Origin of the sequence: Marinobacter sp. R17, assembly GCF_003789045.1 — a bacterium.
Taxonomy (GTDB): domain Bacteria; phylum Pseudomonadota; class Gammaproteobacteria; order Pseudomonadales; family Oleiphilaceae; genus Marinobacter_A; species Marinobacter_A mangrovi.
The window spans coordinates 1-26,173 of record NZ_RHGZ01000017.1; the positions used below are offsets into that span (position 1 = coordinate 1).

26 protein-coding genes and 1 riboswitch are annotated in these 26,173 nt (G+C 60.2%); of the genes, 11 read left to right on the forward strand and 15 right to left on the reverse strand.

Features of this window, described 5'->3' with window-relative positions; all coding sequences use genetic code 11:
* Positions 1–214: 214 nt before the first annotated feature.
* The 7 genes from EB809_RS12820 to EB809_RS12850 form a co-directional block, all read right to left on the reverse strand.
* Positions 215–538: a hypothetical protein gene (locus EB809_RS12820; RefSeq protein ID WP_123635221.1), complete on the reverse strand. Its 324-nt coding sequence runs from the start codon at positions 536–538 to the stop codon at positions 215–217.
* Positions 539–634: 96 nt separating this feature from the next.
* Positions 635–1,210, reverse strand: a complete 576-nt coding sequence (locus EB809_RS12825; RefSeq protein WP_123635222.1) for a hypothetical protein — start codon at positions 1,208–1,210, stop codon at positions 635–637.
* A gap of 86 nt (positions 1,211–1,296) precedes the next feature.
* A complete protein-coding gene (locus EB809_RS12830) occupies positions 1,297–2,310 on the reverse strand; it encodes a DUF4917 family protein (protein WP_123635223.1) in 1,014 nt (337 codons plus the stop codon).
* A 117-nt stretch (positions 2,311–2,427) separates the two neighbouring features.
* Positions 2,428–2,919 carry a hypothetical protein gene (locus tag EB809_RS12835; RefSeq protein WP_123635224.1) on the reverse strand — a complete coding sequence of 164 codons (492 nt, stop codon included), beginning with the start codon at positions 2,917–2,919 and terminating at the stop codon, positions 2,428–2,430.
* Positions 2,920–3,433: 514 nt separating this feature from the next.
* Entirely contained in the window at positions 3,434–3,769 is a 336-nt protein-coding gene (locus EB809_RS12840; protein WP_123635225.1) for a hypothetical protein, read from the reverse strand.
* A gap of 469 nt (positions 3,770–4,238) precedes the next feature.
* Entirely contained in the window at positions 4,239–5,174 is a 936-nt protein-coding gene (locus tag EB809_RS12845) for a carbohydrate kinase family protein (RefSeq protein ID WP_123635226.1), read from the reverse strand.
* Positions 5,175–5,421: 247 nt separating this feature from the next.
* On the reverse strand, positions 5,422–6,240 hold the full coding sequence (locus EB809_RS12850; protein WP_223807955.1) for a hypothetical protein: 819 nt from the start codon (positions 6,238–6,240) through the stop codon (positions 5,422–5,424).
* A gap of 229 nt (positions 6,241–6,469) precedes the next feature.
* Here EB809_RS12850 and EB809_RS12855 point away from each other — a divergent pair, with 229 nt between their 5' ends.
* Positions 6,470–7,588, forward strand: coding sequence for a hypothetical protein (locus tag EB809_RS12855; protein ID WP_123635227.1), 1,119 nt, complete (start codon positions 6,470–6,472; stop codon positions 7,586–7,588).
* A 21-nt stretch (positions 7,589–7,609) separates the two neighbouring features.
* Here EB809_RS12855 and EB809_RS12860 read toward each other — a convergent pair whose 3' ends face one another.
* The gene (locus EB809_RS12860; protein ID WP_123635228.1) at positions 7,610–8,014 is read right to left on the reverse strand and encodes a lysozyme inhibitor LprI family protein; all 405 of its coding nucleotides are present in this window, start codon (positions 8,012–8,014) and stop codon (positions 7,610–7,612) included.
* A 75-nt stretch (positions 8,015–8,089) separates the two neighbouring features.
* Complete coding sequence (locus EB809_RS12865; protein ID WP_123635229.1) at positions 8,090–8,857, reverse strand: helix-turn-helix domain-containing protein; 768 nt, start codon at positions 8,855–8,857, stop codon at positions 8,090–8,092.
* 392 nt (positions 8,858–9,249) lie between these two features.
* Between EB809_RS12865 and EB809_RS12870 the strand changes: the two genes are divergently transcribed.
* Positions 9,250–9,519, forward strand: a complete 270-nt coding sequence (locus EB809_RS12870; RefSeq protein ID WP_123635230.1) for a YiaA/YiaB family inner membrane protein — start codon at positions 9,250–9,252, stop codon at positions 9,517–9,519.
* 5 nt (positions 9,520–9,524) lie between these two features.
* Entirely contained in the window at positions 9,525–10,241 is a 717-nt protein-coding gene (locus EB809_RS12875) for a PspA/IM30 family protein (RefSeq protein ID WP_123635231.1), read from the forward strand.
* Positions 10,242–10,582: 341 nt separating this feature from the next.
* On the opposite strand, the gene EB809_RS12880 is transcribed toward EB809_RS12875, so the two are convergent.
* From EB809_RS12880 to EB809_RS12895, 4 genes are all read right to left on the reverse strand, one after another.
* Positions 10,583–11,062, reverse strand: coding sequence for an acyl-CoA thioesterase (locus EB809_RS12880; RefSeq protein ID WP_123635232.1), 480 nt, complete (start codon positions 11,060–11,062; stop codon positions 10,583–10,585).
* A gap of 134 nt (positions 11,063–11,196) precedes the next feature.
* Positions 11,197–11,721, reverse strand: coding sequence for a DUF4124 domain-containing protein (locus tag EB809_RS12885; protein WP_190294894.1), 525 nt, complete (start codon positions 11,719–11,721; stop codon positions 11,197–11,199).
* A gap of 84 nt (positions 11,722–11,805) precedes the next feature.
* Positions 11,806–12,735: a cation diffusion facilitator family transporter gene (locus tag EB809_RS12890; RefSeq protein ID WP_123635234.1), complete on the reverse strand. Its 930-nt coding sequence runs from the start codon at positions 12,733–12,735 to the stop codon at positions 11,806–11,808.
* A gap of 96 nt (positions 12,736–12,831) precedes the next feature.
* Positions 12,832–13,161, reverse strand: a complete 330-nt coding sequence (locus EB809_RS12895) for a TraR/DksA family transcriptional regulator (protein WP_123635235.1) — start codon at positions 13,159–13,161, stop codon at positions 12,832–12,834.
* Positions 13,162–13,358: 197 nt separating this feature from the next.
* Between EB809_RS12895 and EB809_RS12900 the strand changes: the two genes are divergently transcribed.
* Positions 13,359–14,363: a ChaN family lipoprotein gene (locus EB809_RS12900; RefSeq protein WP_223807956.1), complete on the forward strand. Its 1,005-nt coding sequence runs from the start codon at positions 13,359–13,361 to the stop codon at positions 14,361–14,363.
* Between the two features lie 22 nt (positions 14,364–14,385).
* Here the strand turns inward: EB809_RS12900 and EB809_RS12905 are convergent, their stop codons facing one another.
* Positions 14,386–15,057 carry a glutathione S-transferase family protein gene (locus EB809_RS12905; protein ID WP_263316990.1) on the reverse strand — a complete coding sequence of 224 codons (672 nt, stop codon included), beginning with the start codon at positions 15,055–15,057 and terminating at the stop codon, positions 14,386–14,388.
* A 232-nt stretch (positions 15,058–15,289) separates the two neighbouring features.
* On the opposite strand from EB809_RS12905, the gene EB809_RS12910 reads away from it, so the two are divergent.
* The gene (locus EB809_RS12910) at positions 15,290–15,712 is read left to right on the forward strand and encodes a DUF4399 domain-containing protein (protein ID WP_123635236.1); all 423 of its coding nucleotides are present in this window, start codon (positions 15,290–15,292) and stop codon (positions 15,710–15,712) included.
* Between the two features lie 25 nt (positions 15,713–15,737).
* On the opposite strand, the gene EB809_RS12915 is transcribed toward EB809_RS12910, so the two are convergent.
* The gene (locus EB809_RS12915; protein ID WP_123635237.1) at positions 15,738–17,492 is read right to left on the reverse strand and encodes an alkaline phosphatase D family protein; all 1,755 of its coding nucleotides are present in this window, start codon (positions 17,490–17,492) and stop codon (positions 15,738–15,740) included.
* 416 nt (positions 17,493–17,908) lie between these two features.
* Positions 17,909–18,010, forward strand: a riboswitch (guanidine-I (ykkC/yxkD leader).
* A gap of 79 nt (positions 18,011–18,089) precedes the next feature.
* Between EB809_RS12915 and EB809_RS12920 the strand changes: the two genes are divergently transcribed.
* The 6 genes from EB809_RS12920 (at position 18,090) to uca (ending at position 25,929) form a co-directional block, all read left to right on the forward strand.
* On the forward strand, positions 18,090–19,142 hold the full coding sequence (locus EB809_RS12920) for a putative urea ABC transporter substrate-binding protein (RefSeq protein WP_123635238.1): 1,053 nt from the start codon (positions 18,090–18,092) through the stop codon (positions 19,140–19,142).
* Between the two features lie 68 nt (positions 19,143–19,210).
* Complete coding sequence (locus EB809_RS12925; RefSeq protein WP_123635239.1) at positions 19,211–20,029, forward strand: ABC transporter permease; 819 nt, start codon at positions 19,211–19,213, stop codon at positions 20,027–20,029.
* Between the two features lie 11 nt (positions 20,030–20,040).
* Positions 20,041–20,826, forward strand: coding sequence for an ABC transporter ATP-binding protein (locus EB809_RS12930; protein WP_123635240.1), 786 nt, complete (start codon positions 20,041–20,043; stop codon positions 20,824–20,826).
* Positions 20,827–20,847: 21 nt separating this feature from the next.
* A complete protein-coding gene (locus EB809_RS12935) occupies positions 20,848–21,588 on the forward strand; it encodes an urea amidolyase associated protein UAAP1 (protein ID WP_123635241.1) in 741 nt (246 codons plus the stop codon).
* 9 nt (positions 21,589–21,597) lie between these two features.
* On the forward strand, positions 21,598–22,242 hold the full coding sequence (locus EB809_RS12940) for an urea amidolyase associated protein UAAP2 (protein WP_411711072.1): 645 nt from the start codon (positions 21,598–21,600) through the stop codon (positions 22,240–22,242).
* Between the two features lie 96 nt (positions 22,243–22,338).
* Positions 22,339–25,929 carry an urea carboxylase gene (uca, locus tag EB809_RS12945; RefSeq protein WP_123635243.1) on the forward strand — a complete coding sequence of 1,197 codons (3,591 nt, stop codon included), beginning with the start codon at positions 22,339–22,341 and terminating at the stop codon, positions 25,927–25,929.
* Positions 25,930–26,173: the final 244 nt, after the last annotated feature.

The following is a 26,173-nucleotide window of genomic DNA, read 5'->3' on the forward strand; positions in this document are numbered from 1 at the left end:
GGATTGGGCTTCCTCCAGACCCCACCTCGCGATGACGCCCTTGCCCTTCTCCTAGCCTTCGGCTCTGCGAACACCTGGCAGGAGGACTTTCACCTCCCTAGTTCTGTGCCATGCCCGGCACACACGCTGAAGCTTAGCGGCGCCACTTCAGTGGCGTCCGGTGGACGGCCCCGGGCCGGGAACGGACTACAGTCACTTGTTAGAATTTGATACTTCAACGCCCATGCTTGCCTGCCACCAACAGGTCATAGCCCCATTTGAAAGTTGCAGCAGGAAAAGCCCTCTCGAATTGCTGCCTTACCTTCGGCATATCTTGATCCTGAATCCTGTCATCAGCGAGCTCGATCGCGGCCACATTTATGTATTTTGATAATCTACCTAACAGGTTCTCTATCCCATAGTAGCTGAAGCACTTGGCACCAACCCTTAGTGACGTCACTTCAATTGGATTTACTGTGTACTCTGCCTTCTGAAGATCCTTTTCATCCCAGAGAAACAGCCTTCCACCATTGAATATCTTTTCTGGATCAATCTTCATACTGTTCTAACGCCTCAAACACCGGCATGGTGAAGTTGGCGGCTTTTTTGGAACAAAAAAGGTGACAGCTTTACCATGTCCGAGTGCTTTGACTTGTTACACGGCCACTGCACCGGCCAAGGTTACTGTCTCGGCACACTGCATCACAGGCATCGGGCCGACCTTTTTATTTGAATTTTTCTTTATGAAATTATTTAGCTTACGCGATGCGCTTGAGACAGCTTTCCAATCCCACTCGGATGGCGAACCCATAACATCACTATAATTAGGCTCCCAAGCAGTAGCACGCTTTTCGGTATTATGGTTGGTATGGCTATATTGCAAACCAGCTTTGTTGATGCCTTTTAGCTCAAGAGATATAAGCCCCCAGCCATCTACACGATATCTGTGAGTAGCCCCTCGGCACTTTTTAGGGTTTAGCTCAATTCGATTTACCTTCACATTTAACGATGCTTTAACAGGCCATAGCATGAGAGTTGCAGAGCGATTTTGGCAATTTGAAAACTCATCTAATTGATAGTACTCGACAACTTCTTTTGTGCTTAAAAATTCAACAAGCTCTGTTTCGTATGCGGAGTATGATTCGAAAACTCTGCATCCCATTTCGTCAAAGACGAAATCGAGTATCTCTAAAAAATCATTGTCTATTGCATAGAAATTACAATTTGGCATCTGCTCGATATTTCCTTGCCGTGTAACGCCCGCCACACGGGCAAAGTTGAAGCGTAGCGTAAACTTTGTCCCCGTGCTGGCGATTGTTATGCATCTTCGTCTCGAACATTGAGGCCTGCTGAAGCAAGGGGATGGCTTTCCGAACTGAAGAAATATAGCTCCTTACCTTTCAAATCGATGGTTAGCCGAGATTTCAGGGCGATAATTTCCTCTCCATCTTGATGCGGCCATACGCCGATTGCTACTTTACTGGACTCGCTCTGCAGGATCGCATCAATAATGTGTTGGTCATAATCTTTATGTAAAGAGTGCCCAATTACCACCAATCCATTCTTGCTGCTCGCAAGCTTTTCGTAACAAAATCGGAGATAGTCATTCCGTTTGATCCGCGACAATTTCCACTTAGAGCTGCCTTCGGTGATAAATAGAGGAAACTGCTCTGGATGGTCCAAATCGAAGAGTTCTGATAGCCTGTTCAGACCATTTGCTGTTAGCTTTTTAGTCCTCCCATTCGGAAGCTCTACGAGGTGGATAGCTCCATGCAGGTAATGGAGCTTTGTTCTGTCTGCAGGAACAGCTGTATCAGATGAGTCAAAGCAACCATCTTCACCCCAGAAATAATCTTTAAATCTCCATGTATCAGAATCCATAATGGCCCAATATGGGATTAGATCATAGTTCGTGGTAAAAACGTTCTTGTAACTCCTAAGCCTTGCATTAATCTCAGCGACGTCAGCAAGTGCTGGCGGTATGTGGGCAAAGTTAACAGCTGAACCCAAGGCATTCTTAGCGCCTTCATACAGAGCTGTAATCTCCGCATCTTGAGGACTACCAAGCTGCTCATCTACGAGCTTCGCGTGATATAGGATTCTCAAAACGTCTTCAAAGTTAGCGCTGCCAACATGCTCAAAAAGGGCAAGACTTTGCGCGGTGAGTTGATGGTCTATATCTTCCCTCTGAGCAACCTCAAACAGTGTTCCATACCCAAATCGGCTCCAAATATTGATGCTGAAACCATTTCCAAGAAGCAGGTTTTTCCACTCCAACTCGGATAGCTCTTCCCACTCAACTAAGTTTTGATCAATTTTAATCTCTGGCATCGATACTCCGTTCCGAGAAACCATGAAATGCATAACGCCTGGGCTCAGCGGCCGATTTGGAGGCGCAGCGCGCCGGAAAAGCGGTCCGCTGCAGCCCCTGGTTAGGGCTTTTCGCGTTCATAGTGTTTGCCGGAATTTGGAGATCATGCTATCTGTGCACTCCCTATACCTTTCAAACAAACGCATTAGCCCAGATATGTTTGGCAGCCTTACTTTTTCTGCGAATTCGATTGCTTCATTTATCTCCTTATCTGAGCCGCCAGACTCCCAAGTATGAAGTTCAATCATCATAAATATCGCCTGGTCTATTGAGTCGACCAACTCATACTCATCAGGAGATTCAGTGTAAAAAGAAACTACTTTTTCGGACAACAAATCTAAGGCAAAGATTTCTTCGGAATACTCCCAGAGAGGAAGAAGCTCTCTATTCCCAACCTCGGGCCAATCTCCCGGTTTATCTGGATAGCCCTTTGAATAAAAATATTCTGGTTCCTCAAAATAACGAGAAAAGGGTCCAAAATCGTCATTCTTCAGCAACAGGTCAACGACCTCCGGCCTGAGTTTCAAGCCCCTTATCGTCGCTTCCCTTTCGTGCAGAGGTACGCTCATAATTCCTCTTGGGCCCTAACGCCTGAATTAAGGCGCCGACCGCTGGCGTAGCCAGTGGGCGGTCGGCTTGAATGAGTTGTTAGGCGCCAATGATTGCACGCAAGGCGTCCTCCGCATAAGCATGGCCAGCAGTGAGCTCTGCGCGCACAAGCGACTCAAGAGGGCTTGCGATTTTGCCTAGCATGCGAATAGTGACGAGCGAGCAGTCTACTGGCATGCCCAAACGACGGTAGGCGACTCCAAACTCATTTTTTGCCTCTCCACTGAGAATCGAGCGGAGGACAGGAACAGCGTCCTGGCCATGTGCCGCCAGTTCATGGGTTGCAGCCGCGCGGTCTCGAGGGCTGAGAAAGGCCTCGCAGAACTGGCTAGCTACGACTAGATCTGATTTGGACATGAGGTTGGTCGGCTTGGTGCCTAACGCGGAGCTAAGCGGCCGGTTTGGAAGCGCAACTGCGCTGGCAAACCGGTCCGGTGGAGGGCCGCCAGGCCCGGAACGTACTTGAGCGGCTTGTTATGCGTTTTTGTCATTGAATACTTCAGCCCTCAGATTCTCTTTGACCTCATCTGGCTCAAAGGCATGGCGCAATATTTCTGCCGGGTAAACTCTTCCTGTCTCACGAGCTCGAACTATTTTCTCTATATCCGAGACGGAAGTGTTCTCGTTCACTAGTGCCACAGAGACACTAGATATTTCAGCGCGCTTGGCCATGAAGGTGTGCAGTTGCTCAATGCTTAATCCCGCGTAGTATCCAGCGACAATGCACGAGGCGATATCTTTTGGGAATGCGCCCTCGAACTCAGCCGCCAGCGTTCTTCTATATTCCTCGTAGTATTCTCCAAGTTCCAATGATTTACCTCCGTGACGCATAACAGCGATTAGACCGCGTTCCGTAATATTGAATATACGAGAATTCTTCATAACAGCAGGAACGAGCCAATGCCACCATAAAATTACTCCATAAATATCAAACAGTTATATAAAAAAGCAGCGGGCACCTGCAATATCGCGACTTCTACATTTTGTCATCCCAATATAACTGTATAAAAACGCAGGCAGCCAAGCCGTCGGATTTTTACGTTCAGAATCAGCAAGGCAAACGCCTAAAATGGCGCTCAGAGGGAGAGGTAACAGGCAGGCAATCAAAGAAGGAAAACACCACACTCATCCCTGACCACAACCACCGAGCAACATCCCAGCCACCGGCACACAGACACAAAAACGCCCTGCCAAAAGAGTGTAGCGTTCCGGCAGGGCGTTTCTATGCGCTCTTACAAGCTTTTACAAATTGGCCTGGTCGATGTCATCAAACCCGGATTCAGAGATCCTCAGCCGTCGGCAACGCAACAAACGCCCCATACCGCGACACGGCCACCGCCCCACAGCGGCAGGCGTATGTCAGCGCTTCCTCGAATTTCTGATCATTGACCCAGCTTTCCAACTTGTCCCGGGCGATCCCTTGGGCCGCCATCTGATGCAACAGCCCGGCAACGAAAGCATCGCCGGCCGCGGTGCTGTCGATCATGTCGGCGGCGATGGGGGCGACCTGGGCGTTGCCGTCGGACCAGTAGGCGTTGAGGGGGTTGCCGCCGTCGGTGATGAGGACGAGTTTGACGCCGGCGTCCAGCAGTTGTTGGACCAGTGTTTTCTCGTCGCCGTAGAGGGCTTCGAGTTCTTCCCGGCTGAGTTTGACCAGGTCGGAGGCGACCATGGCGTCCCAGATGGGTTCGGCCGGGGTGGTGCCGTTGGGCCAGAGGTTGTGGCGGTAGTTGACGTCGAAGCTCACCAGGCAGCCGGCCTCGCGGGCCTGTTGCATGAGGTCGAGGGTGGTGTTGAGGATTTCGTCGTCGGTCAGGGTGTTGGAGCCGCAGTGGAAGATGGCGGGGCTGTCGAACACGGTGTCCGGCAGGTACTCCACACGATACAGCAGGTCGGCGCTGCGATTGCGGTAAAACGCGAAACTGCGCTCGCCGTCGGGGTCGAGGCTGACGAAGGCCAGCGCCGTCATGGCGGCCGGCGTCTGGTGCAGGGCGGAGGTATCCACGCCGTAACCGCTCATCGAGCGCACCAGCAGGTCGCCGAACATGTCCTTGCCCACCTGCCCCACAAACATCGCGTCGCCACCGAGCTTGGCGACGCCGACCGCGACGTTCGCTGGGGCGCCGCCCGGCTGTTCGAGGAACTTGCGTTGGCCGGCTTCGGGCAGGGCCAGCATGTCGATCAGGGCTTCACCGAAGGCGATGACCTTCATCATTATTGTTCTCCTGTTGTCTGCAATCCTTTTCCACGCTCAAGCGATGTTGGCACGGTTGGATGGGGAATCCTTTTGGAGGAAAGTCTAACCGTTGGGAGGGGTTGGGGGATATGGAGGGATGATGGGGATGGCGCCGGGCTCCAGCCCCCTCTCCCCAAACCCCTCTCCCGCCAGGGGCGAGGGGCTTAAAATGTGCAAACCGGGAATCTGTTCAGGAGGATCGTGCAGGACTATGCCGCGACGGGACTCAATCGAACTCGTGGTAGGTATCCAGTCGCTTCAGCCAGCCGGGCAGCCAGCGTTCCCGTTCGATCTTTTTGGGCGCGTTCTTCGCGCGCAGGGTCAGCACCTCGGCCGCGGCGTTGCGGAACTGGTCGAGGGGCGTGTCGCCGTCCACGCGGCTCATGCGCTCGAGCACCTGCAACAGGCCCCAACCCTGCCCCTGGTAGCGCTCGGATGGTGACAGGCCTTCGCCCTTGAAGTTGACGTAGTCGATCAGCGCGTAGGCGCCGCCCGGCGTGGCGCTGAGGTTCTTGATGTGCTGGCTGATGGTGCCACGGCGGGCTTCCGGGGCGGCGTCGACCACACGCGCCAGCGCGGACTGGGCCCGCTTGAACATGAAGGCGGCCTGGACGTCCTGGGTACGGTTGAGGAACTGGCGCAGGGATTCGACCCGTTCGCTGTCCTGCTGCGCCAGGTAGGCCTTCCGGTTCGGCCAGGGGGCGTCTTCGGGGTCGCCCTCCGCCAGCCAGCCCGGCAGGGTTACGCCCTGCTCGTCCATGTACTGGACCAGTTGCGGGAAGCTCTCCACAAACAGTCCTTCCACATCCGCCGGGTACCAGATGAAGTGCCCGATCCCCAGGGATGGAAACGCCTCCCCTTCGTTCCAGTGCACCAGGCACTCGACCTTTGCGGCGCATTCATTGCGGAAGATCTGCTGCCCGACCCGCTCGAGCTGGGCATCCGTGAGTTGGAGATCAAAATCCGGGGTGGGCTTGCTGCAGCCGGTGATGAGCAATGTGGCGGTCACGAGCAGGCCGGCGATTTGGGGACGAATGTGGGTCACTGCGCTCTCGGTTAGCGGGTCGGTTGAAAGATGCCGGGAGGATAACGCAATCCGCCCCCTGATTCGCTTGCCGTCTTGTCATACAGACCGCGTCACAAGGCCGAGATGACCTAAGGCATGATCATTTTGCGACCAACCACAGGCTGTGGAATGATCAGCTCAACCGGGCCGCTGCGGCCCTATTCCGGTCCGGAAATGGACCTTATCTTCCCGACAAGGAGTTCAGGGTATGAAGACCCGCCGTCTGGGGCTGCTGGCAATGTCCGCCGTCGCACTCGCTGGTTGTGCATCCACCGATTCCGGTTACCAGCCACCCAAAGTCGACAACACCCCCACCCACACCACCGCCGTCATCCATGCCACGTCCCGCATTGAAGGCAGTATCCTGCCCAATTTCCACGGCACGGAAACCGCCTACACCCGGGCGGACCGGCGCACCATCGACAACGAATCCAAGGTGGATTCCTGGTGGGCCAAGATGATGATGGACGACCTCCATACCGCCGACATGTTCCGCATGGACCAGAACCGCGCGATGAAGGTCAACTACAACAACCAGACATACTACGAGTGCGGCATCAGCCAGTGCCCGAGCGTGATCAACATGCTCAACGCCGCCAGCAACGAGAGCGCGGACAAGGGAGAAGACACCTACGATCCGGAAGGCTCTGAAGCCTGCCCGCTGCAGCTGGTCGAGCATGAGTTCAATGTGGTGGATACCGGCCAGAGCAAGACGCTGCACGGCTACCCGGCGCATCTCTACCAGGCCACCTGGGACCTGATCTACGAGGACGACAACCGCCAGCAGAACACCAACAAGCTGGTGATCGAATTCTGGACCACCCCGCCCACCGGCGAGATGAAGCAGATCTGGGCGATTCACCAGAAGGCGACGGATGCCTATGTCGAGCAGGCCGACCTGGATCACAATCCACTGGCCCGGTTCCTGCCGGAAGACGTCTTCCGCGCTGTGTCGGCCTTTAGTGGCGATACCGACAGCAGTACCCAGCAATGGCACAACGAAGTGACCCGGAAACTGGCCACCATCCAGGGCTACCCGCTGAGTATTGAGCTGGACTGGTATCTGGAAGCCCATGCCTGCGAGGAGGCCGCGCCGCAAACGGCCTCATCAGACAATGCCAGCGATCCGCTGGGCGCGCTCAAGGACATGGCCAGCAACGTGGTGGGCGATGCGGTGAAAGATCAGTTCGCCGGCGACGAAGGCGCCCCGATCTTCAGCTACCGCTATGACGTGCAGAGTGCCAGCATCGCGCAGGTGCATGACAGCGTCTTCACCGTGCCCAAGGGCTTCCGCGAGAAGCCGCTGCCGGACTGGGTGCAGAAGTAGGTTCGTACCCTGCCGGGGCCTTTACTGGGGCTCCGGCAGGTCGGGCGAGGTATTGTCGTCGTCGGCCAGGAACGATGTCCAGATTTCATGGGTGCGCGCCCTGGTCAGGCGAAGCTTGCACTCACCGCGCTTTTGCACCCGTATGGTGTCGTCACCCCACCGGCGGAAGACGGTATCGCAGTGCTTGGTGCGATAGGCTTCCCAGGCTTCCTGGGATTCGTTGATCAGTCGGATCGTGGACTCTTCGTCCTTGTTGCGCTGCAGGCTGGCCTCGAGGTACTTGTCCATCTCCCCTTCCGCCTGGTCCACCGCTTTGGCGTTGCACAGTTCGATGTCCATCGTGGAGACCGGGTTCTTGCAGTCGTCGCCGGCGGCCAGCGCAAGGCTGGACGCCCCCAGTAGCAGCAGTGTGATCAGAAGTCTCATGGTTTCCTCCCTTTCAGTGCCTGTTCATCAAGCCCGCTATGGGAAATGAAATGCCACCCGGATCGCAAGGGCGGATCAGCGTGTGGCATGCCCCGGGTAAACTTTTTCCGCGTCGGGGCGGCGATAGTCGCGGAACACACCAATCTCCCAGGGGCGAATCGCCAACATCAGGCTCATGCCGTAGCGCTCGTCCAGAGGCAACGATAAATCTTCCTGATGACAGTGGCGGAAGTCCAGCGCCAGGCGACGCAGCTTCTGTTGCATGATGTCGTTCGAACGGGGCGACAGCATGCCGTTGAGGAACAACCGCAGCTCACCGGGCCGGTTAAAGCGGCAGTGGAAGAAGTCCCCCTGCACCTGATCCTCGAAAAAGCGCTGGATCGGACCGTTCTTCTGCCAGTGGAAATCGTGGGTGATCAGCGGCTTGATGCGATTGCCCGGCAACAGCTCGATCAACCCCATGCGGTCCAGTTGGGCCAGACGGTTGATGACGTCGTGTTCGCTGAGCGCGTACGCCGCCAGGATCTGCTCGAAATGCCACCGGTTCAGCGCGCAGATCGCCACGATGAGCAGCGGGATGTCCGACACCAGTTGCTGTTCCTGCTCGATCGTTAACGCATCCACCCGGGCCTCCGGCTCCAGTCGGCGCATCAGGTCGCTGATCTCCAACCCCATTAACGCGCAGACCTGATCCAGGCGTTTCAGCGAAAACTGCCTTTCCGCAAACAGCCGCTTCACGCTGGCTTCCGACAACGACAGCTCGGCGGCCACCTGCTGGTAAGTGAGACCGTGCTCCCGCAGGATTTTCTTGAGGGCGTCGATGATGGCGGTGGTCTGGGCCATAGGGTTTGGGTCTCCGGATTGCGAGTGGTTGAAGGCAGCTCAAAGCTACCCGCATGCCTGTGGTTCGTAGGTTGGGCTGACGCAGGAAGCCCAACGATCACCTGTACAGATGCCCCTTCCATGCCGGTTAAACACGGCCACGCTTGTTGGGCTTCCTGCGTCAGCCCAACCTACGATTGAGTCTTGATCGGGCACCTTCGGCGCCTCAGAAGCAGAAGCGTCTGCTACATGGAACGGCGAATCTCTCGGCATATAGTATCGCCAGGTAATACCCCATAGCCAATCCCATGCAACTATTTGGCTTTTTCTGGTGCCCATCGCCCCACCCAACCACAGTGTCTCCAACAGCGGCACACGCCGCATTCAACAAGAAAGCACGAACCGGAGGCTGTATGGATAACGAACTCAGTAGCAACTCGACCGGCTGGTTGTTCTTTGTGAAGGCATCGTTCGCGATTGCCCTGGTGGCCACCGCGGTGGGCATTGTGTTTACGCCCACCGACCTGCTGGTCAAAGGCTACATGGCGATCTGTGCCCTGTTCCTGGTGAGCACCACCATCACCCTGTCCAAGACCATGCGCGACGAGCACGAAGGCAAACGCATCCACAATCGGATCTCCGAGGCCCGGGCCCAGCAGATCCTGAAAGAATACGGGGAGTGAGCGCCATGATGATCTGGAGAAAAGTCGGCACCCTGTTCCGCGCCTCCGCCTGCGAACCGGCGGAGAGACTGGTGGACACCAACGCCCTGCGCATCATGGCGCAGGAGCTTCGAGAGACGGAAGACGCCATGATTGTCGCCCGGCGCGAACTGGCCGGGCTGATGGCCGAATCCAAGCAACTCGCCCGCAGCAACGACCAACTGGCCGAGGGCATTACCCGCCGTGAGAATCAGGCGCGGGAAGCCCTCGATAAAGGCGAAGACGCGTTGGCCGGCGAGTTGGCCGAGCGCATCGCAGATGATGAAAACACCCTGGCTGAACAGCGCCAGCATGCCCAACACCTGGCGCAGCAGGAGCAGACTCTGCGCAAGCAACTCTCCGCAGCGGCCCGACGCCTGCAGCACTACAAACGGGAGCTGAGTCTGGCCAAAGCCAACCGCAACGCAGAGCAGGTGTTGAAGCAACTGGGCAGCCACACTACCGGACTGAACAGCCGGATGAGCGACCTGGCGTCTTCCGCCGACCGCATTAAATCACAGCAGACGCGGAATGCGGATGTGAATGAGAGTTTGCGGGAGCTGGCTGAAGAGGACGAGGGCCAGGATATTGATCGCAAGCTGGAGAGTGCGGGGATCAGCACCGGGAAGCATGATGCGAAAGCGGTGTTGGCGCGGTTGCGGGGTAGTGAGGCGCGCTCGGCGCCACCTTCCGGCCCCGAGTAAATATGGGCGCCTGACGGCGCCTCAGAAGCTGAAAAGAGCGTTGCAAAGTCCCAGTATTCCAAAAGTGGCGTCGTAAACTCCCTCTCCCCTCGAGGGAGAGGGCCGGGGAGAGGGGGAGGCGCCGTCAGGCGCCCTTCAAAAACAGGCGATCATGTCCGGTGAGGCTTTCGCCTCGCCCCCTCTCTCCAAACCTCTCTCCCGCCAGGGGAGAGAGGCTTTTACCCGAAAGCTTTTGCAACTCCCTCCGATGCATCTGCTACATGATCGGGTTAACTGAAAATGTAGCCGATGCTTTAGCTTCGGAGCAGCCTGCAAGGCCGCCAGAGAACGCACGCACCCTCTCAGGGCTCGGGAAAATACGCCTCTTCCTGGCTCAATTGCTTGCGCAACTCCATCAGCCGTTTGGCCGAATCCCGCAGCTTCAGATCGCGAGGTTCCTTGGGCACCCATTCCGGGACCGGGGTGGGATTTCCTTCTTCATCGACCGCCACCATGATGACGGTGCAGCGGGTGGTCAGGCTGCGTTCTTCCCGGGTCGGGTAGCCGGCCCTCACTTCCATGGCGATGTGCATGGAGGTGTTGCCGGTCATGATCACCTTGGCGGCGACCTCAACCAGCTGCCCCACCAGGATGGGTTTGACGAAGCGGATGCCGCCGGCATAGGCGGTGATGCAGTACTTGCCGCTCCACCCGGCCGCACAAGCGTAGGCCGCGAGGTCGATCCAGCGCATCACGGCGCCGCCGTGTACCTTGCCACCAAAATTCTGGTCCCCGGGTTCCGCCAGGAAGCGCAATGTAATCTGTCGTTCAGTTCCCGGCATACCGGCTCCAATCCATCACCCAACAAAAGACTACTGTCTCAACTTCCGGGGCGAATGACGAGCATTTACGGGGCAATTTAGACCAAGAGCTAACGGCTGGCTGACCACCAGGGGTACAACAACGGTCGGCGTGACTAATCCACTCCGGGGTATTTGGGCCGCGGTACGGGCGTGCAGTGCTTGAACGCCTCACCCTTGGTGCCTCCGCCCACGACTTTGTACGGAGCAAAGCAGCGCTGGCTTTCCCGGTAGCGTCTCATTTGGGCTTCGTACCGTTCCTGCTGTTGCTCATGGGTCAGCCGGGTTCCGGGACCGGGCGATTCGGGGAGCGACTGGGGCTCGGCTTGTTGGGGCTTCACTTCAGCCGGTTTTGCGCCAGCTTCTTCGGCACGTTGCTCTTGTTCGTGCCGATATGCCCTCGCGGCGTCGGCTGCCTCGCGAGCCGATTCGGCGATCGCCTCGGCCGACTTCCGCTCGCTGGCCGACGGATGACCGCTATCGATATCGAGCGTTTCACCCTGCGCTTCGTAGGCCTTCGGGATATGATCCCCGAAATGGACGTTGCCATCCTTATCCACCCAGCGATAGACCTCTGCACTGACCAGACCAGGCATTGCGCATAAAAAACCGATCGCGACGACGAATCTCCGGGACCCCATGACCAACATCCTTTTGCCGGGACAACCATTCCGTTATCCCGAACTATAGACCATGGACCCGCTCTGCCCAGCGACCCGGTTCTGTCAACAGCGATGAGACACCGGACAAGCGTCGCTGTCCCGCTCCCACTGGATGGTGACGTGGTTGATGTTGAAGTCATGGCGCAGCTTGCCTTCGAGAGTTTCCAGCAGGGCGTCGTCGGAGGCCGGGTCCGGCTTGACCAGATGGGCGGTCAAGGCATTCTCGGTGGTGCTCATGGCCCAGATGTGCACGTGGTGGACGCCTTCCACGCCCGGCAGGTCATTGAGCACCGTGTGGACCTCATCCGGGTCGATACCGGAAGGCACCGCGTCCAGGCTGAGGTTGAGCGATTCCTTGAGCAGTCCCCAGGTGCCGATCAGGATGACGGCGACGATGGCCAGACTGACCACGGGGTCAATCCAGGTCTGCCCGGTCCACAGGATCACCAGGCCAGCCACCGCGACACCCAGCGACACGCCGGCGTCCGCCGCCATGTGCAGGAAGGCGCCGCGGATGTTCAGGTCTTCTTTCTGACCTGCCATGAACAGCATCATGGTCGCGGCGTTGATCACCACGCCAATCAGCGCCACGACGATCACGGTCATGCCGGCCACTTCCGGCGGATTGGCGAAGCGGCGGATGGACTCCCAGGCGATGCCGCCGATGGCGACCATCAGCACCAGCGCGTTGATCAGCGCCGCCAGGATGGTGGTTTTCTTCAGCCCATAGGTGCGCCATTTGGTTGCCGCACGCTGGGCCAGCCAGGCCGCGCCCCAGGCCAGGATAAGGCCCAGTACATCGCTCAGGTTGTGCCCGGCATCCGCCAGCAGGGCCATGGAATCCGCCAGTACGCCGTACACCGCTTCCACCACGACGAAAAACACATTGAGCAGAATGCCGATGGCAAACGCACGGTTGTGAGCCATCCCGTGCGCGTGTCCGTGGGCATGGCCGTGATGCGAGTGACCGTGGTGGTGATGGGCGTGAGACATGGAAACGGGCTCCTTGATGATGGTTGACGCTATTAAAAACCCTGAAGTGGTTACAGGGTCAAGCCATCACACACGTCGGGAGTCAGCGGCCCGTCTTCAGCCCGTTTGTTCTTCGGCACATTCCACGCAAATGGTGGTCTGGGGCAGGATCTTGATTCGCTCGGGGTTGATGAATTCACCGCAGTATTCGCAGATGTCGCCCTCACCTTCTTCAATGCGACGAAGCGCCCGTTCCACTTGTCGCAACTCTTCACGGGCCTCGACATCCAGTCCGTCGACAACTTCGTCATTCTGTCGCTGGACGGCCTGCTCGGCGAAATCCGCTTCCAGGGGGCCACCGTCGCGGTGTTGGTGGGCGGAATACTTATCGATGCGCGCTTTGAGTTCATGGCGCAGGTCGGTCAGGAATTCGGTGCGATCGGTCATAGGGGTACCTCGCTCAATCGAGAACCGTACTCTAACTATAGGCGTTTACGTATTAACTCACGCAGGACAATAGTTAGACCGTAAGATCGCCGTTTTGTCCCCCAAGTCGGCCTGTCGCTGGAACTGCGCTAAAGTCATCGGGTAACCGTCCCCGCTTTTTGCCCACTGTGCGCATCGCCACGCCAAGGAGTTTGCCCGTGTTCCATCGCCTGCTTCCGATCTGCGGCCTTGTCCCGCTTCTGCTTGTCGGTTGTGCTCACTGGACGCCGGAGCCGGACTCGCCGCCTTCCCTGCCGCCCATGCATTCCATCCTGAATACGCCGGTGATCGACAGTGACACGGGCCAGCCCATTACCGTGGAAGCGTTGGCGGCCAAATGGCGGGATGCCGACGTGGTGGTGATTGGCGAGCTGCACGGCCATAACGGCGCGCACCTGCTGGAGGCCCGCATGCAGGCGGCCCTCTATGCCGAGCATCCGGATCAGGTGTTGTCGCTGGAGCCGTTCAACGTGGATCACCAGCCGGAACTGGACCAATACCTGGCCGGCAAGCTGGGCGAAGCGGAGATGATCGAAGACGCCGAAGCATGGGAAAAGTACCGGGCGGGCTACCGGCCGCTGGTGACTTTCGCTGCGGAACTGGGCCTGCCGGTGGTGGCCGCTAACGCGCCGACATTGGCCGTCCGCTGCGTGGGCCGGGAGGGTCCGACGGCGCTGGACCGGCTGGATCCGGATCTGCAGGCACTGCTGCCGAAGCAGCCTTTCCTGAGCGACCCGAATTATCGCGAGCGTTTCTTCGCGGCCATGGGCGGCCACGGTAGTGGCAGCGGTGGCGACAATCCGCTGGAGAACCGTTACAAGGCGCAGCTCCTGCGGGACAACACCATGGCGAGTCGCATCCTGCAGGCACTGAAAGCCCATCCCGGCGCCCAGGTGCTGCATGTTACGGGGGTATTCCACAGCGAGGGCCGGCTGGGCACGGTAGCGTTGCTGCAGGCCCGGGATCCGGATCTCAAAATACGAGTCCTGACGCCCGTCATGGTGAGCAACCCGACACATCCCACCTACAGCGCCGACGACCTGAGCGGCGGGGATGCCGTTTACCTGCTGGCCCCGCTGCCGCCGGAATACGTCGATCAGTCCCGCATGATCGACGCGATACGCCAACAGTTCGCGGACGCCCGGGACATGGAATGCCCATGACCGGGCGCCCGTCAGCGCTGCGTTAAAGCCGGGCGCCGGGGATATCGCTGCCGGCTTCGTCCTCCGGGACGATCTCGGTTTCGGCGAGGGCACCGGCGAGCCAGCGCTCCATGGATTCATGATGGCGCAGCCGCGCCGCGTACTGCTGGGCGCCGTCCGACAGTGGTGTGCCGTAGGTCAGGAAGCGCCAGGCCACCGGCGCGTAGAAGCAGTCGGCGATGGAGAAATCACCGAACAGCCAGGGGCCGTCCTCTCCGTAACGGGTGGTGCAATCGGTCCAGATACGGTCCACTCTTTCGACATCCGCCTTGGCGGCCTCGGACAGTTCAATCAGGCGACGGGCGCGGCAGTTCATGGGCATTTCCGAACGCAGGGCCGACAGGCCGGAATGCATTTCCGCACAGATCGCCCGCGCATGGGCCCGGGCCCGCAGATCCGCCGGCCAGCCACGGCCGTCCAGGTAGGCTTCGGACACGTATTCGCAAATGGCCAGCGAATCCCAGACGGTCAAATCGCCGTCGATCAGGACCGGCACACGGGAAGTCGGTGAATAACGCCCGAGCCGAACCTTCAGGCCCTCCTGCTGGAGCGACTCTTCGATCTCTTCAAACTCAAGACCGAACGCCGACATCAGGAGCCAGGGTCGCAGGGACCAGGATGAGTAATTCTTGTTGCCGATGACCAGTTGCATCATGACCTCCCCTTTCTGATCTGCCGAGTGAGCCCCGACAACAGGCCTAACGCCATCCATGACCGCTGTTGGAGTCGTCTGAATATAGCATTGATCCCCGTATCAACCCATGACCCCTGGTCTCCGTTTGGGGACCGTCCGATGGGCGGCGATCTGTGCAGGAAATCGATATGTTCAATCCGGTGGAGGCTTCCTATGCTGATGGCTGAACCCTCAGCAAAAAGGAGATTGCAGAATGGGCGTTCAACCCAAGTGGTTACCCGCATTCGCGCTGGTGATGGCAACCGGACTGGCCCAGGCAACGCCGGCACCCGACGATGCATCGGTCTATTTCATCACGCCCGAGGATGGCGCGACGGTCAGTTCCCCGGTGACCGTGCGGTTCGGTCTGTCAGGTATGGGCGTGGCGCCGGCCGGCACCGACAAGGCGGCCACCGGCCACCACCACCTGTTGATTGACGCGGACAGCCTGCCGCCGAAAGGCCAGCCGATCCCCGCCGACGACCACCACAAGCACTTCGGCGGCGGTCAGACCGAAACCCGACTGGACCTCTCACCCGGCCAGCACACACTCCAGTTATTGATGGGCGACCAGAATCACATTCCCTTCGATCCTCCGGTGGTCTCGAAGAAAATCACGATCACGGTGACCGAGTAACCCTTGGCCCCATCAATCCAGTCCGTCAACTGACGGGCTGGAGAACCCGGTTTGATGGTGTGGTTTTGAACGCCGTGTTGCTGTCGGCATCGATGGTGTAGCTGTCGGCTTTCACCGTGTCGACAAAGCGCCAGTCGGAGCGAGCCTCGTCCTGGGTCAGGGTGAGTTTGAGGTAGCCTCGCTGGTTGGCGTTGCTGTATTCAAGGTCGTCGATCAGGGTGACGAGTGCGGCCTCAACGTCCTCAATATTGTCGGACGGGATCTGCAGATACGCTTCCAGTCCCGGCGAGCTAACTGAGGCGGTGGCAAATTCCACCCCAACCGCGGCACCGCCGTTATCGTCGTCCAGATGCAGGTTGTTCGCCCAGGCATTGTGGGTGTCCCCGGCCAGGACGACCAGGTTCTTGTCGGCGTCATTGAATATCTTGAGCACCTGCTCCCGCTCGTAGTAGTAGCCGTCCCAGGCGTCGAGGTTGTAGGGCAATACATTGGTAATGCGAGTTTCATCATCAGGGCTAACGGAGCCCGGATCAGCTTCATAAGCCAGCTTGATCTCTACCAGTTGTTTAATGGCCTCCACGATCGCCAGCGTATCCCCACTTTCATAAGCCACCAACAGCTCCGCCGGGAACAGCATTCGCCCCATCAAAACCTGCTGGCCCAGAACCTGCCAGCGGGCGTTAGATAGCTGGACTTTATTGCTTAACCAGCTGAACTGCTCAGCCCCGATCATCTCCCGGTTCGGATCTTCGACGGCCGCCTCGAACGCCCCCTCATCAATGCCGCCAGAACCATCCAGATAGTTGTCGTAGTCCAGTTGCTCATCCCGGGCAATCAGCCGGGTATCGAGCATATAAAGGCTGACGAGGTCGCCAAACTCAAAGCTGCGATAAATGGTTTCCGTGTTATCCGCACTGGCCGGGCGCACCGGCATCCACTCGAAGTAGGCCTGGAGCGCCTGCATCTTGCGATCCTGATAGTCGCCTTCCGTGGAGGGCTGGTGATTTTCGGCCCCGTTCTCCCAGGCGTCGTTGGCCACTTCGTGGTCGTCCCAGACCGCGATAAGCGGCCAGCGGGCATGCACGGCCTGGCAGTCGCTATCGGCCCGGTACAGCGCATAGCGAGCCCGATACTCGTCCAGGGTGATCGTTTCCGTGTTGCTGCTGTCGGGCAGCGCGCGACCGATGGCTTCTGCACCGTCGGTGCCGTACTGACCCTCACCGTACTCGTAGATGAAGTCGCCCAGATGCAGGACCGCATCGAGGTCGGTTTCCTTGGCGATTTCCGCGTAAACGTTGAAATAACCCGCCGGGTAGTTGGCGCAGGAAACGACGGCAAACGCCGCCTGGTCGACGACGCCTTCCGGCAAGGTTTTGGTCTGTCCCACCGGCGACGTACCGGCGTCATTGGACTTGAAGCGATAGAAATAGGTGGTGCCGGCAGACAGGTTCAGTACGTCCACCTTCACGGTGAAATCGTTGTCCGCCGTGGTCGTCGTGGTGCCGGAATGCACCAGTTGGTTGAAGTCCTCGTCCTCGGCCACTTCCCAGCCTACGGACATGGCGCTGGTGTTGCCGTCGTTCGGGGTCAGGCGGGTCCAGAGCATCACGCGGTCCTGCAGCGGGTCGCCGCTGGCCACGCCGTGGTCGAAACTGATCGCGCGTTCACGATCCTCTTCGGTGGACCCGGACAGGCAGCCCGACAGACCAGTGGATACGGCAACCGCGCCGGCACTCAGGGCCGAAACGCGCAGGAACTCGCGACGGGTCAAACGCTTCATGACAAATCCTTTTGTAGTGGAGTCTGTTTATTGTGAAGTCTTTTATTCGAGGCCGAACTTACGCTCGAAGAATGACAATCCGATGGCGACCGCTTCCTGCCATAGTTCGCAAAACACAAAGAATACCCAAGCCGTCCCCCGCAAAAACAGTGCCGTATCCGGCGTCAGTCATTGAACCTGACAGGTTGGCACCGCACCAGGACGGCCAACGATGCCCACTTACGCACCAAACCAGTGCATTTATGACCATCAGGCCAGCCGGAATCCAGCCGCTGACTTCAACGGGCAAGGCGGCCTGCGGGCATTTGGATGAGGTTGGCACTCACTTTGCTCTCTCGTGAGTGTGAGGAATCAAATGGCCAGTCGCCATTGAGGGAGGCGGCAGCGTCCCCGATTCACGACAATCTGACGCAACACCAATAGACAGCTAGGGTTCCGGTCGGCCACAAGCCGACGCCTGGTCCGAGAGCGGTCGACCTTCTTGCAAGGTTACACGGCGGGACAAAAGCCCGGGAGGACAATCAATGGCGCGCTCGCCATCTGATTCCTCTCGCTGCTTTACGAATCACTCGACACCCGCTTGCCAAGGAGGTCACGATGACCCGTAAGCTGTACACAACGATCACCCTGCTCTTCTCTCTCGCGTTCACACCCGTGGCGTTCGCCAAGGACACCTTCAACGTCTGCTGGTCGATCTACGTCGGCTGGATGCCCTGGGGCTATGCCGAGGACTCCGGCATCATCGACAAATGGGCGGACAAGTACGGCATCGACATCAACGTCGTGCAGATCAACGACTACATCGAGTCCATCAACCAGTACACCGCCGGCCAATATGATGCCTGCGCCATGACCAACATGGACGCGCTGACCATCCCCGCCGCCGGCGGCGTGGACTCCACCGCCCTGATCGTGGGCGATTTCTCCAACGGCAACGACGGCATCGTGCTCAAGGGCAAGGACAAGCTCGAGGACATCAAGGGCCAGAAGGTCAACCTGGTGGAACTGTCCGTCTCCCACTACATGCTGGCCCGTGCCCTGGAAACCGTCGGCATGACCGAGCGTGACCTCACCGTGGTGAACACCTCCGACGCGGACATGGTCTCCGCCTACACCAGCGACGACGTCACCGCGGTCGCCACCTGGAACCCGCTGCTCAGCGAGATCAAAGCCATGCCGGACAGCCACCTGGTGTTCGACTCCTCCAAGATTCCGGGCGAGATCATCGACCTGATGGTGGTGAACACCGACGTGCTCAAGGAGAACCCCAAGCTGGGCAAGGCCCTGACCGGCGCCTGGTACGAAATCATGAGCAAGATGCAGGGCGACGGCGATGAAGCCATCAAGATCCGCAAGGCCCTGGCCGACGCCTCCGGCACGGACCTGGCCGGCTACGACAGTCAGTTGGACAGCACCCGCATGTTCTATGACCCGGCCAAGGCGGTGGACTTCGTCAACGGCACCGAGCTGAAAGAGACCATGCAGAAAGTGGCGGAGTTCTCCTTCGAGCACGGCCTGCTGGGTGAAGGCGCGCCGGATGCCACGTTCATCGGCGTGGAAACGCCGGCCGGCACCTATGGCAACAGCGGCAACACCCAACTGCGCTTCACCCCGGACTACATGAAGATGGCCGCGGACGGCGATCTCTGATCCCGCAACTCTGAACCGGCCAGTCCTTCGGGACCGGCCGTCATGAACCCGACGCCGGAACCTGTCCCATGAAGAAACTGATCAACCGACATCCGGGCATCGTGAGCCGCTGGGCGCTGGGATTGCTGCCCTTCCTGCTGATCGCGGTGATCTACACCGCCGCCTCGACCGCACGTCTGGAAGGGAATCCCAACGACAAGCTGCTGCCGTCGGCCAGCGCCATGGCCGACGCCATGCAACGGATGGCTTTCGAGCCCAGCAAGCGGACTGGCGATTACGTGCTCTGGACCGACACCGTCGCCAGCCTGCAACGCCTGGCCATCGGCGTCGGCCTGGCGGCGCTGGTGGGTCTGGTGTTCGGGATCGCCAACGGCGCCATTCCCCTGTTCCGGGCCGGGCTGTCGCCGTTGATCACCGGCATATCGCTGGTGCCGCCCATGGCGATGTTGCCCATCCTGTTTATCGCCTTCGGCCTGGAAGAGCTGGCCAAGGTCATGCTGATTTTCATCGGCATCACGCCCTTCCTGATCCGCGACCTGCAACAGCGCACCGAGGAAATCCCGGAAGAGCAGATCATCAAGATGCAGACCCTCGGCGCCAACACCTGGCAGATCATCGTGCGGCTGGTCTGGCCCCAGATCATGCCCCGCCTGATCGCCGCCGTGCGCCTGTCACTGGGCTCCGCCTGGCTGTTCCTGATCGCCGCCGAGGCCATCGCGGCCACCGACGGCCTGGGCTACCGGATCTTCCTGGTCCGGCGTTATCTCGCCATGGACGTGATCCTGCCCTACGTGGTCTGGATTACGCTGCTGGCGTTTGTCATCGACCTGGTGCTGCGCCGCTACTCCGCCTGGCGCTACCCCTGGTTCCACGGCCGCACCGCCTGAGGAGAGGACCGATGGCAACGCTTGAACTGAAAAACCTCTGGAAGGAATACGGCGACGACGTGGTGCTCGAACGCCTCAACGCCACCGTGGAAACCGGTGAATTCGTCACCATCGTCGGCGCCTCCGGCTGCGGTAAGACCACGTTCCTGAAAATGCTGCTGGGTACCGAATCCCCCACCCGCGGAGAGCTCTTGCTCGATGGCAAGCCGATCCCGGACGAACCGGACGAGACCCGCGGCATCGTGTTCCAGCGCTATTCCGTGCTGCCCCACCTGACCGCCGAGCGCAACGTGATGCTGGCCGGTGAGCTGGAATCCAGCCGATTCCTGGGCCGCGCCTTTGGCCGGATGCGTCTGGCCCTGCGCAACGAGGCCCGACAGATGCTGGAAGACGTGGGCCTCGGCCACGCCATGCACAAGTACCCGCACGAGCTGTCCGGCGGCATGCAGCAGCGGCTGGCCATCGCCCAGGCGCTGATGAAGAAGCCCCGCATCCTGCTGCTGGACGAGCCCTTTGGCGCGCTGGACCCCGGCATCCGCCGGGACATGCACAAGCTGGTGCTCAAGCTGTGGCGGGAACAGAACCTGACCGTGTTCATGATCACCCACGACCTCGAGGAAGGCTTTTTCCTCGGCACGCGGCTGTGGGTGTTCGACAAGGATCGCCTCGACCCCCAGGCCCCGGGTGCCTATGGCGCCCGCATCACCTACGACCTGCCGGTGGGCCGGGACGACGCCCACACACTGGATTCGATTGCGGACCGGGTGGACTCCACCGCCCGGGCCCTGAACGACTGATCACGCACGAGGAGAGACACGATGAGCGACGCGCTGATCTACAACACCACCCTGCCGGGCGGCCATCACTGGTCGTTCCGCATGCGCCGCGGGACCCGCCTGCGCCTCACCGATCTGGACGGCGGCGCCAACGTGGCCCTGCTGTTCTACAACCCGGAAAACCTGCTGGAGCGCTACAACGCGCCGGACACCCTCAAGGGCCAGCACACCTTCAAGCTGACCCGGGGCAACTGCCTGTATTCGGACATGGGCCGCAGCATGGCGTCCATCGTCGAGGACAGCTTCGGCTGGCACGAAACCGTCTGCGGCAACCTGAGCGACGCCGCCTGCCTGAAAAAGTACGGTGAGCACGGCTACCAGGCCAACCGTAACGACTGGTTCCTCAGCGGCGAGCAGAGCTTCCTGACCGAGCTGGCCAAGTACGGCCTGACCGAGCGGGACATGGCGGCCAACCTGAACCTGTTCTCGAAGGTCCACACCGACGACGCCGGCAACCTGGCCTACGACCCGACGGCCTCCGAAGCCGGCGCCCAGGTGACCCTGCGCTTCGACATGGACACGCTGGTGCTGCTGCACACTTGCCCGCACCCGCTCAACCCGGCCCGTGATTACCCGCGACATCCGGTGCGCGTCGAGTTCCTCACCGGCGAGCCGATGACGGCGGACGACATTTGCCTGAATCACCGGCCGGAAAACCGCCGCGCCCTGGAAAACACCCGACTTTACTACCTGGATCCGATCCAGAGCCTGGACAACGCCTGAGGAGACCGTCTGATGATTCGAGAAAGCCAACGCCAGATGGACGACGCCCACTTCCGCCAGGTGGTGCCCGCCGGCGATTACTTCATCCACCGGATCAAGGCCGGTGAAACGTTCCGTATCCTCGACCTGGAAGGCAACCAGGCGGCGGACACGCTGTTCTTCAACGCCGACGATCCGGCCGAGCGCTACAGCTTCATGGACACCACCCGCGAACAGGGCAATGTTTACCTGTCCGCCGGCACGGTGCTGATGTCCAATCGGGGTAACCCGCTGCTGGAAATCGTCGCCGACACCTGCGGCCGTCACGACACCCTCGGCGGGGCCTGCGCCAGCGAGAGCAACACCGTGCGCTACGCGCTGGACAAGCGCTGCATGCATTCCTGCCGGGACAGCTGGATGCTCGCCATCAACCGCCACGACGAGTTTGGCCTGGCCAAGCAGGACATTACCCACAACATCAACTTCTTCATGAACGTGCCGGTGACCGCCGACGGCGGGCTGACCTTCGAAGACGGTATTTCCGGTGCCGGGAAATACGTGGAGCTGGAAGCAAAAATGGACGTCACCGTGCTGATCTCCAACTGCCCTCAGCTCAACAACCCCTGCAACGGCTACAACCCGACGCCGATCGAAGTGGCCATCTGGTCGGCCTGACGACCAGCGACCCGGCTCCCCTGCGAGCCCCGTGAGGGACGACCCTGACGGCCGGATTATTCAGGCGGGACGACCCGCCCGTCCAGGATCACCACCATGTTCAACAAGGTACTGATAGCCAACCGGGGGGCCATCGCCACCCGCATCATCCGCACCCTGAAGGCCCTGAATCTCACCAGCGTGGCCGTCTACGCCGACGCGGACGCCGATTCCCTGCACGTGCGTCAGGCCGACGAGGCCTATCCGCTGGGCACCGGGAACGCCAGCCAGACCTACCTGGACCAGGACAAACTGTTCGCCATCATGCGCGAGGCGGGCGTGGATGCCGTACACCCCGGCTACGGGTTCCTGAGCGAGAACCCGGGCTTCGTGGAACGCTGCGACGCCGAAGGCATCGCCTTTATCGGCCCCACGCCGGACCAGATGCGGGACTTCGGCCTGAAACACACCGCCCGCCAACTGGCGGAAGCGGCCAACGTACCCCTGCTCCCCGGCACCGGCCTGCTGACCGATTGCGACCACGCCCTGTCGGAAGCCAACCGCATCGGTTACCCGGTGATGCTCAAGAGCACGGCCGGCGGGGGCGGCATCGGCATGCAGGTGTGCGCCGACGCCGAGGCGCTGACCAAAGCCTGGGACAGCGTGCGCAGGCTCAGTGCCAACAACTTCGCCAACGACGGCGTGTTCCTGGAGAAATACATCGAGAAGGCCCGCCACATCGAGGTGCAAATCTTCGGTGACGGTGCGGGTCAGGCGATCGCGCTGGGCGAACGGGACTGCTCCGCCCAGCGCCGCCACCAGAAAGTCATCGAGGAAACCCCGGCCCCCAACCTGCCGGACGACGTGCGTGCGACTCTGCACGATACCGCCGAGCGGCTGATGGCCTCGGTGAATTACCGCAACGCGGGCACAGTGGAGTTCATCGTCGACCAGGCCACCAATGCCTTCTACTTCCTGGAGGTGAATACCCGCTTACAGGTGGAGCACGGCGTGACCGAGCAGGTCTTCGGCGTCGACCTCGTGGCATGGATGGTAAAACTGGCCGCCGGCGAGCTCACAAACCTGACAGAGTTGGCCGAAGGGCTGGCACCGGAAGGCCATGCCATTCAGGTGCGCGTCTACGCCGAAGACGCCAACAAGGACTTCCAGCCCTGTGCCGGCCTGCTGACCACCGTGCGCTTCCCCGAAGCGGACGGCGAGGCCACCCGCATCGACCACTGGATCGAGGCCGGTCTCGAGGTGTCGCCGCTCTACGACCCGATGCTGGCGAAAGTGATTGTTCACGCCGCTGACCGGAATCAGGCGCTGTCTGCTCTGGACCGAGCGCTCTCGGAGACGGTCATCGAGGGTATCGAGACCAACCGGGATTACGTGCGCGACGTGCTGGCCGATGGCGCTTTCGCGGATGGCCTGATGACCACCCGCTACCTCAATGATTTCCTTTTCAAACCCGCCACGCTGGATGTGCTGGCGGCGGGCACGATGACCACCATCCAGGACTATCCGGGCCGCTCCGGCTACTGGCCGGTCGGCGTGCCGCCCTCCGGCCCCTTCGACAGCCTCAGCTTCCGGCTGGGCAACCGGCTGCTGGGCAATGACGGCTCGGCGGCGGGCCTGGAATTCACCCTCAACGGCCCCACCCTGCGCGTCAATACCGATACCGTGATCGCGCTGACCGGCGCCGATATGCAGGCCACGCTGGATGGCGAGGCCGTGGAGCGATTCTGTGCCGTGGCGGTTCAGGCCGGTCAAACCCTCAAGCTGGGCAAGGTGCAGGGCCAGGGTGCCCGCGCCTACCTGGCCATCGCCGGCGGCATCCAGTGCGAGCCGTACCTGGGCTCGCGCAGCACCTTCACCCTGGGTCAGTTCGGCGGCCATGGCGGCCGGGCCCTGCGCACCGGTGATGTGTTGCACCTGTTGCCGGACCAAACGACGTCATCCGAAGCGCTGCCGGCATCGGTCCGACCGGCGCTGAGCGATCGCTGGACCATCCGGGTGACCTACGGCCCCCACGGCGCCCCCGACTTCTTCACCGAAAACGACGTCGAGACCTTCTTCGCCACCGACTGGCAGGTGCATTACAACTCCAGCCGCACCGGCATCCGCCTGGTGGGCCCCAAGCCGGATTGGGCGCGACGGGACGGCGGTGAAGCGGGCATGCACCCGTCCAACATCCACGACAACGCCTACGCCATCGGCACCGTCGATTTCACCGGGGACATGCCGGTGATCCTGGGGCCGGATGGGCCATCACTGGGCGGTTTCGTGTGCCCGGTGACCACCATCAAGGCGGATCTGTGGAAACTGGGCCAGCTCAAGGCAGGCGATCGCATCCGCTTCCAGCCGGTCAGTCTGGACGACGCCGACCGGTTAGCGGTCGAGCAGGATCATGCCATCGACAACCTGGCGCCGGCGACGACAGAGGTGAGCGATCACCGACCGGCAACGCCGGTCCTCAAGCGGCTCGACGCGTCGCAGGCGGGCGTCGACGTGGTCTATCGGCCGGCCGGCGATCGCTACTTGCTGATCGAATACGGCCCGCTGGAACTGGACCTGCGTCTGCGCTTTCGGGCCCACGCGCTGATGCTGTGGCTGGAGGACCAGGCGCTGGACGGCATACTGGAACTGACGCCGGGCATCCGGTCGCTGCAGGTGCATTTCGATCCCGCCTTGCTGCCCCGGGCCAAGCTACTGGCGACACTGGAAGCGGCGGAGGAACACCTGCAACAGCAGAAAGACCTGGAGGTGCCTTCCCGCATCGTCCACCTGCCCCTGTCCTGGGACGACGAAGCCTGCCGGCTGGCCATCGAGAAGTACATGCAGTCGGTGCGCAAGGACGCCCCCTGGTGTCCGAGCAACATCGAGTTCATCCGCCGCATCAACGGGCTGGACAGCATCGACGAGGTCAAACGCATCCTGTTCGAGGCCAGTTACGTGGTGATGGGCCTGGGGGACGTGTACCTCGGCGCGCCGGTGGCCACGCCCTACGACCCTCGCCACCGTCTGGTGACCACCAAGTACAACCCGGCCCGCACCTGGACCGCGGAAAACTCCGTCGGCATCGGCGGCTCCTATCTCTGCGTCTACGGCATGGAAGGTCCGGGGGGCTATCAGTTTGTCGGCCGGACGATGCAGATGTGGAACCGGTATCGCACGACAGAGGCCTTCACACAGCCCTACCTGCTGCGCTTCTTCGATCAGATCCGCTTCTACGAGGTCAGCGCCGAGGAACTGGTGCAGATCCGTCGGGACTTCCCCAAGGGCGACTACCCGTTCCGGGTCGAGGAGACCACCTTCAGTCTCAACGAGTATCAGGCTTTCCTGGAAGAGAACGCGACGGATATCGACGCGTTTACCGCCGATCGCAACGCGGCCTTCGAAGAGGAACTGGAGCGCTGGGTCGCCAGCGGTCAGATCCACTTCGAGTCCCAGCAGGATCTGGCGGAGCACGACAGCGACGGTTTGCCGGACGGCACCCCCGTGGAATCGCCGGTGGCGGGCAGTCTGTGGAAGCTGTGCGTGGCCCAGGGCGAGTCCGTGACCGAGGGTCAGACGCTGGCGATCCTGGAATCCATGAAGATGGAGATCGAGATTCCTGCGCCCGCCTCCGGCACCGTTCTGGCCATCGCCCGCGCCGAAGGCCAGCAGATCAACGCCGGCCAGGCCTTGATGGTGCTGGAGGCGTAGGTATCAGGAGAGTGCGGGAATCTCCCGCACTCTCCTGGGGATCGCTTCGAGACGGTTTTTCAATTCGTCCTGCAAATCGTTAAACAATGCAATTATTTGTTCAAAACAGGGTGCCATACTCAATGGCGCCTGATAGCTTAGACGACAGGGATTTCCCTACTCACACAAGGACGTTCGACTGAAACGTTCGACCCTATGTCGTTGATGCTGCCATTCCGTATTCTGTTACGGAAAACTGCCCTGG

Bases quoted from the DNA above. Each gene is read 5' to 3' on its own strand.
- EB809_RS12865 (WP_123635229.1), bottom strand. From the start codon at position 8,857: ATGGCCCAGACCACCGCCATCATCGACGCCCTCAAGAAAATCCTGCGG.
- EB809_RS12825 (WP_123635222.1), bottom strand. From the start codon at position 1,210: ATGCCAAATTGTAATTTCTATGCAATAGACAATGATTTTTTAGAGATA.
- EB809_RS12870 (WP_123635230.1), top strand. From the start codon at position 9,250: ATGGATAACGAACTCAGTAGCAACTCGACCGGCTGGTTGTTCTTTGTG.
- EB809_RS12880 (WP_123635232.1), bottom strand. From the start codon at position 11,062: ATGCCGGGAACTGAACGACAGATTACATTGCGCTTCCTGGCGGAACCC.
- EB809_RS12830 (WP_123635223.1), bottom strand. From the start codon at position 2,310: ATGCCAGAGATTAAAATTGATCAAAACTTAGTTGAGTGGGAAGAGCTA.
- EB809_RS12890 (WP_123635234.1), bottom strand. From the start codon at position 12,735: ATGTCTCACGCCCATCACCACCACGGTCACTCGCATCACGGCCATGCC.
- EB809_RS12930 (WP_123635240.1), top strand. From the start codon at position 20,041: ATGGCAACGCTTGAACTGAAAAACCTCTGGAAGGAATACGGCGACGAC.
- EB809_RS12920 (WP_123635238.1), top strand. From the start codon at position 18,090: ATGACCCGTAAGCTGTACACAACGATCACCCTGCTCTTCTCTCTCGCG.
- EB809_RS12910 (WP_123635236.1), top strand. From the start codon at position 15,290: ATGGGCGTTCAACCCAAGTGGTTACCCGCATTCGCGCTGGTGATGGCA.
- EB809_RS12895 (WP_123635235.1), bottom strand. From the start codon at position 13,161: ATGACCGATCGCACCGAATTCCTGACCGACCTGCGCCATGAACTCAAA.
- EB809_RS12885 (WP_190294894.1), bottom strand. From the start codon at position 11,721: ATGGGGTCCCGGAGATTCGTCGTCGCGATCGGTTTTTTATGCGCAATG.
- EB809_RS12915 (WP_123635237.1), bottom strand. From the start codon at position 17,492: ATGAAGCGTTTGACCCGTCGCGAGTTCCTGCGCGTTTCGGCCCTGAGT.
- EB809_RS12875 (WP_123635231.1), top strand. From the start codon at position 9,525: ATGATGATCTGGAGAAAAGTCGGCACCCTGTTCCGCGCCTCCGCCTGC.
- EB809_RS12820 (WP_123635221.1), bottom strand. From the start codon at position 538: ATGAAGATTGATCCAGAAAAGATATTCAATGGTGGAAGGCTGTTTCTC.
- EB809_RS12845 (WP_123635226.1), bottom strand. From the start codon at position 5,174: ATGATGAAGGTCATCGCCTTCGGTGAAGCCCTGATCGACATGCTGGCC.
- uca (WP_123635243.1), top strand. From the start codon at position 22,339: ATGTTCAACAAGGTACTGATAGCCAACCGGGGGGCCATCGCCACCCGC.
- EB809_RS12860 (WP_123635228.1), bottom strand. From the start codon at position 8,014: ATGAGACTTCTGATCACACTGCTGCTACTGGGGGCGTCCAGCCTTGCG.
- EB809_RS12855 (WP_123635227.1), top strand. From the start codon at position 6,470: ATGAAGACCCGCCGTCTGGGGCTGCTGGCAATGTCCGCCGTCGCACTC.
- EB809_RS12905 (WP_263316990.1), bottom strand. From the start codon at position 15,057: ATGATGCAACTGGTCATCGGCAACAAGAATTACTCATCCTGGTCCCTG.
- EB809_RS12925 (WP_123635239.1), top strand. From the start codon at position 19,211: ATGAAGAAACTGATCAACCGACATCCGGGCATCGTGAGCCGCTGGGCG.
- EB809_RS12835 (WP_123635224.1), bottom strand. From the start codon at position 2,919: ATGAGCGTACCTCTGCACGAAAGGGAAGCGACGATAAGGGGCTTGAAA.
- EB809_RS12935 (WP_123635241.1), top strand. From the start codon at position 20,848: ATGAGCGACGCGCTGATCTACAACACCACCCTGCCGGGCGGCCATCAC.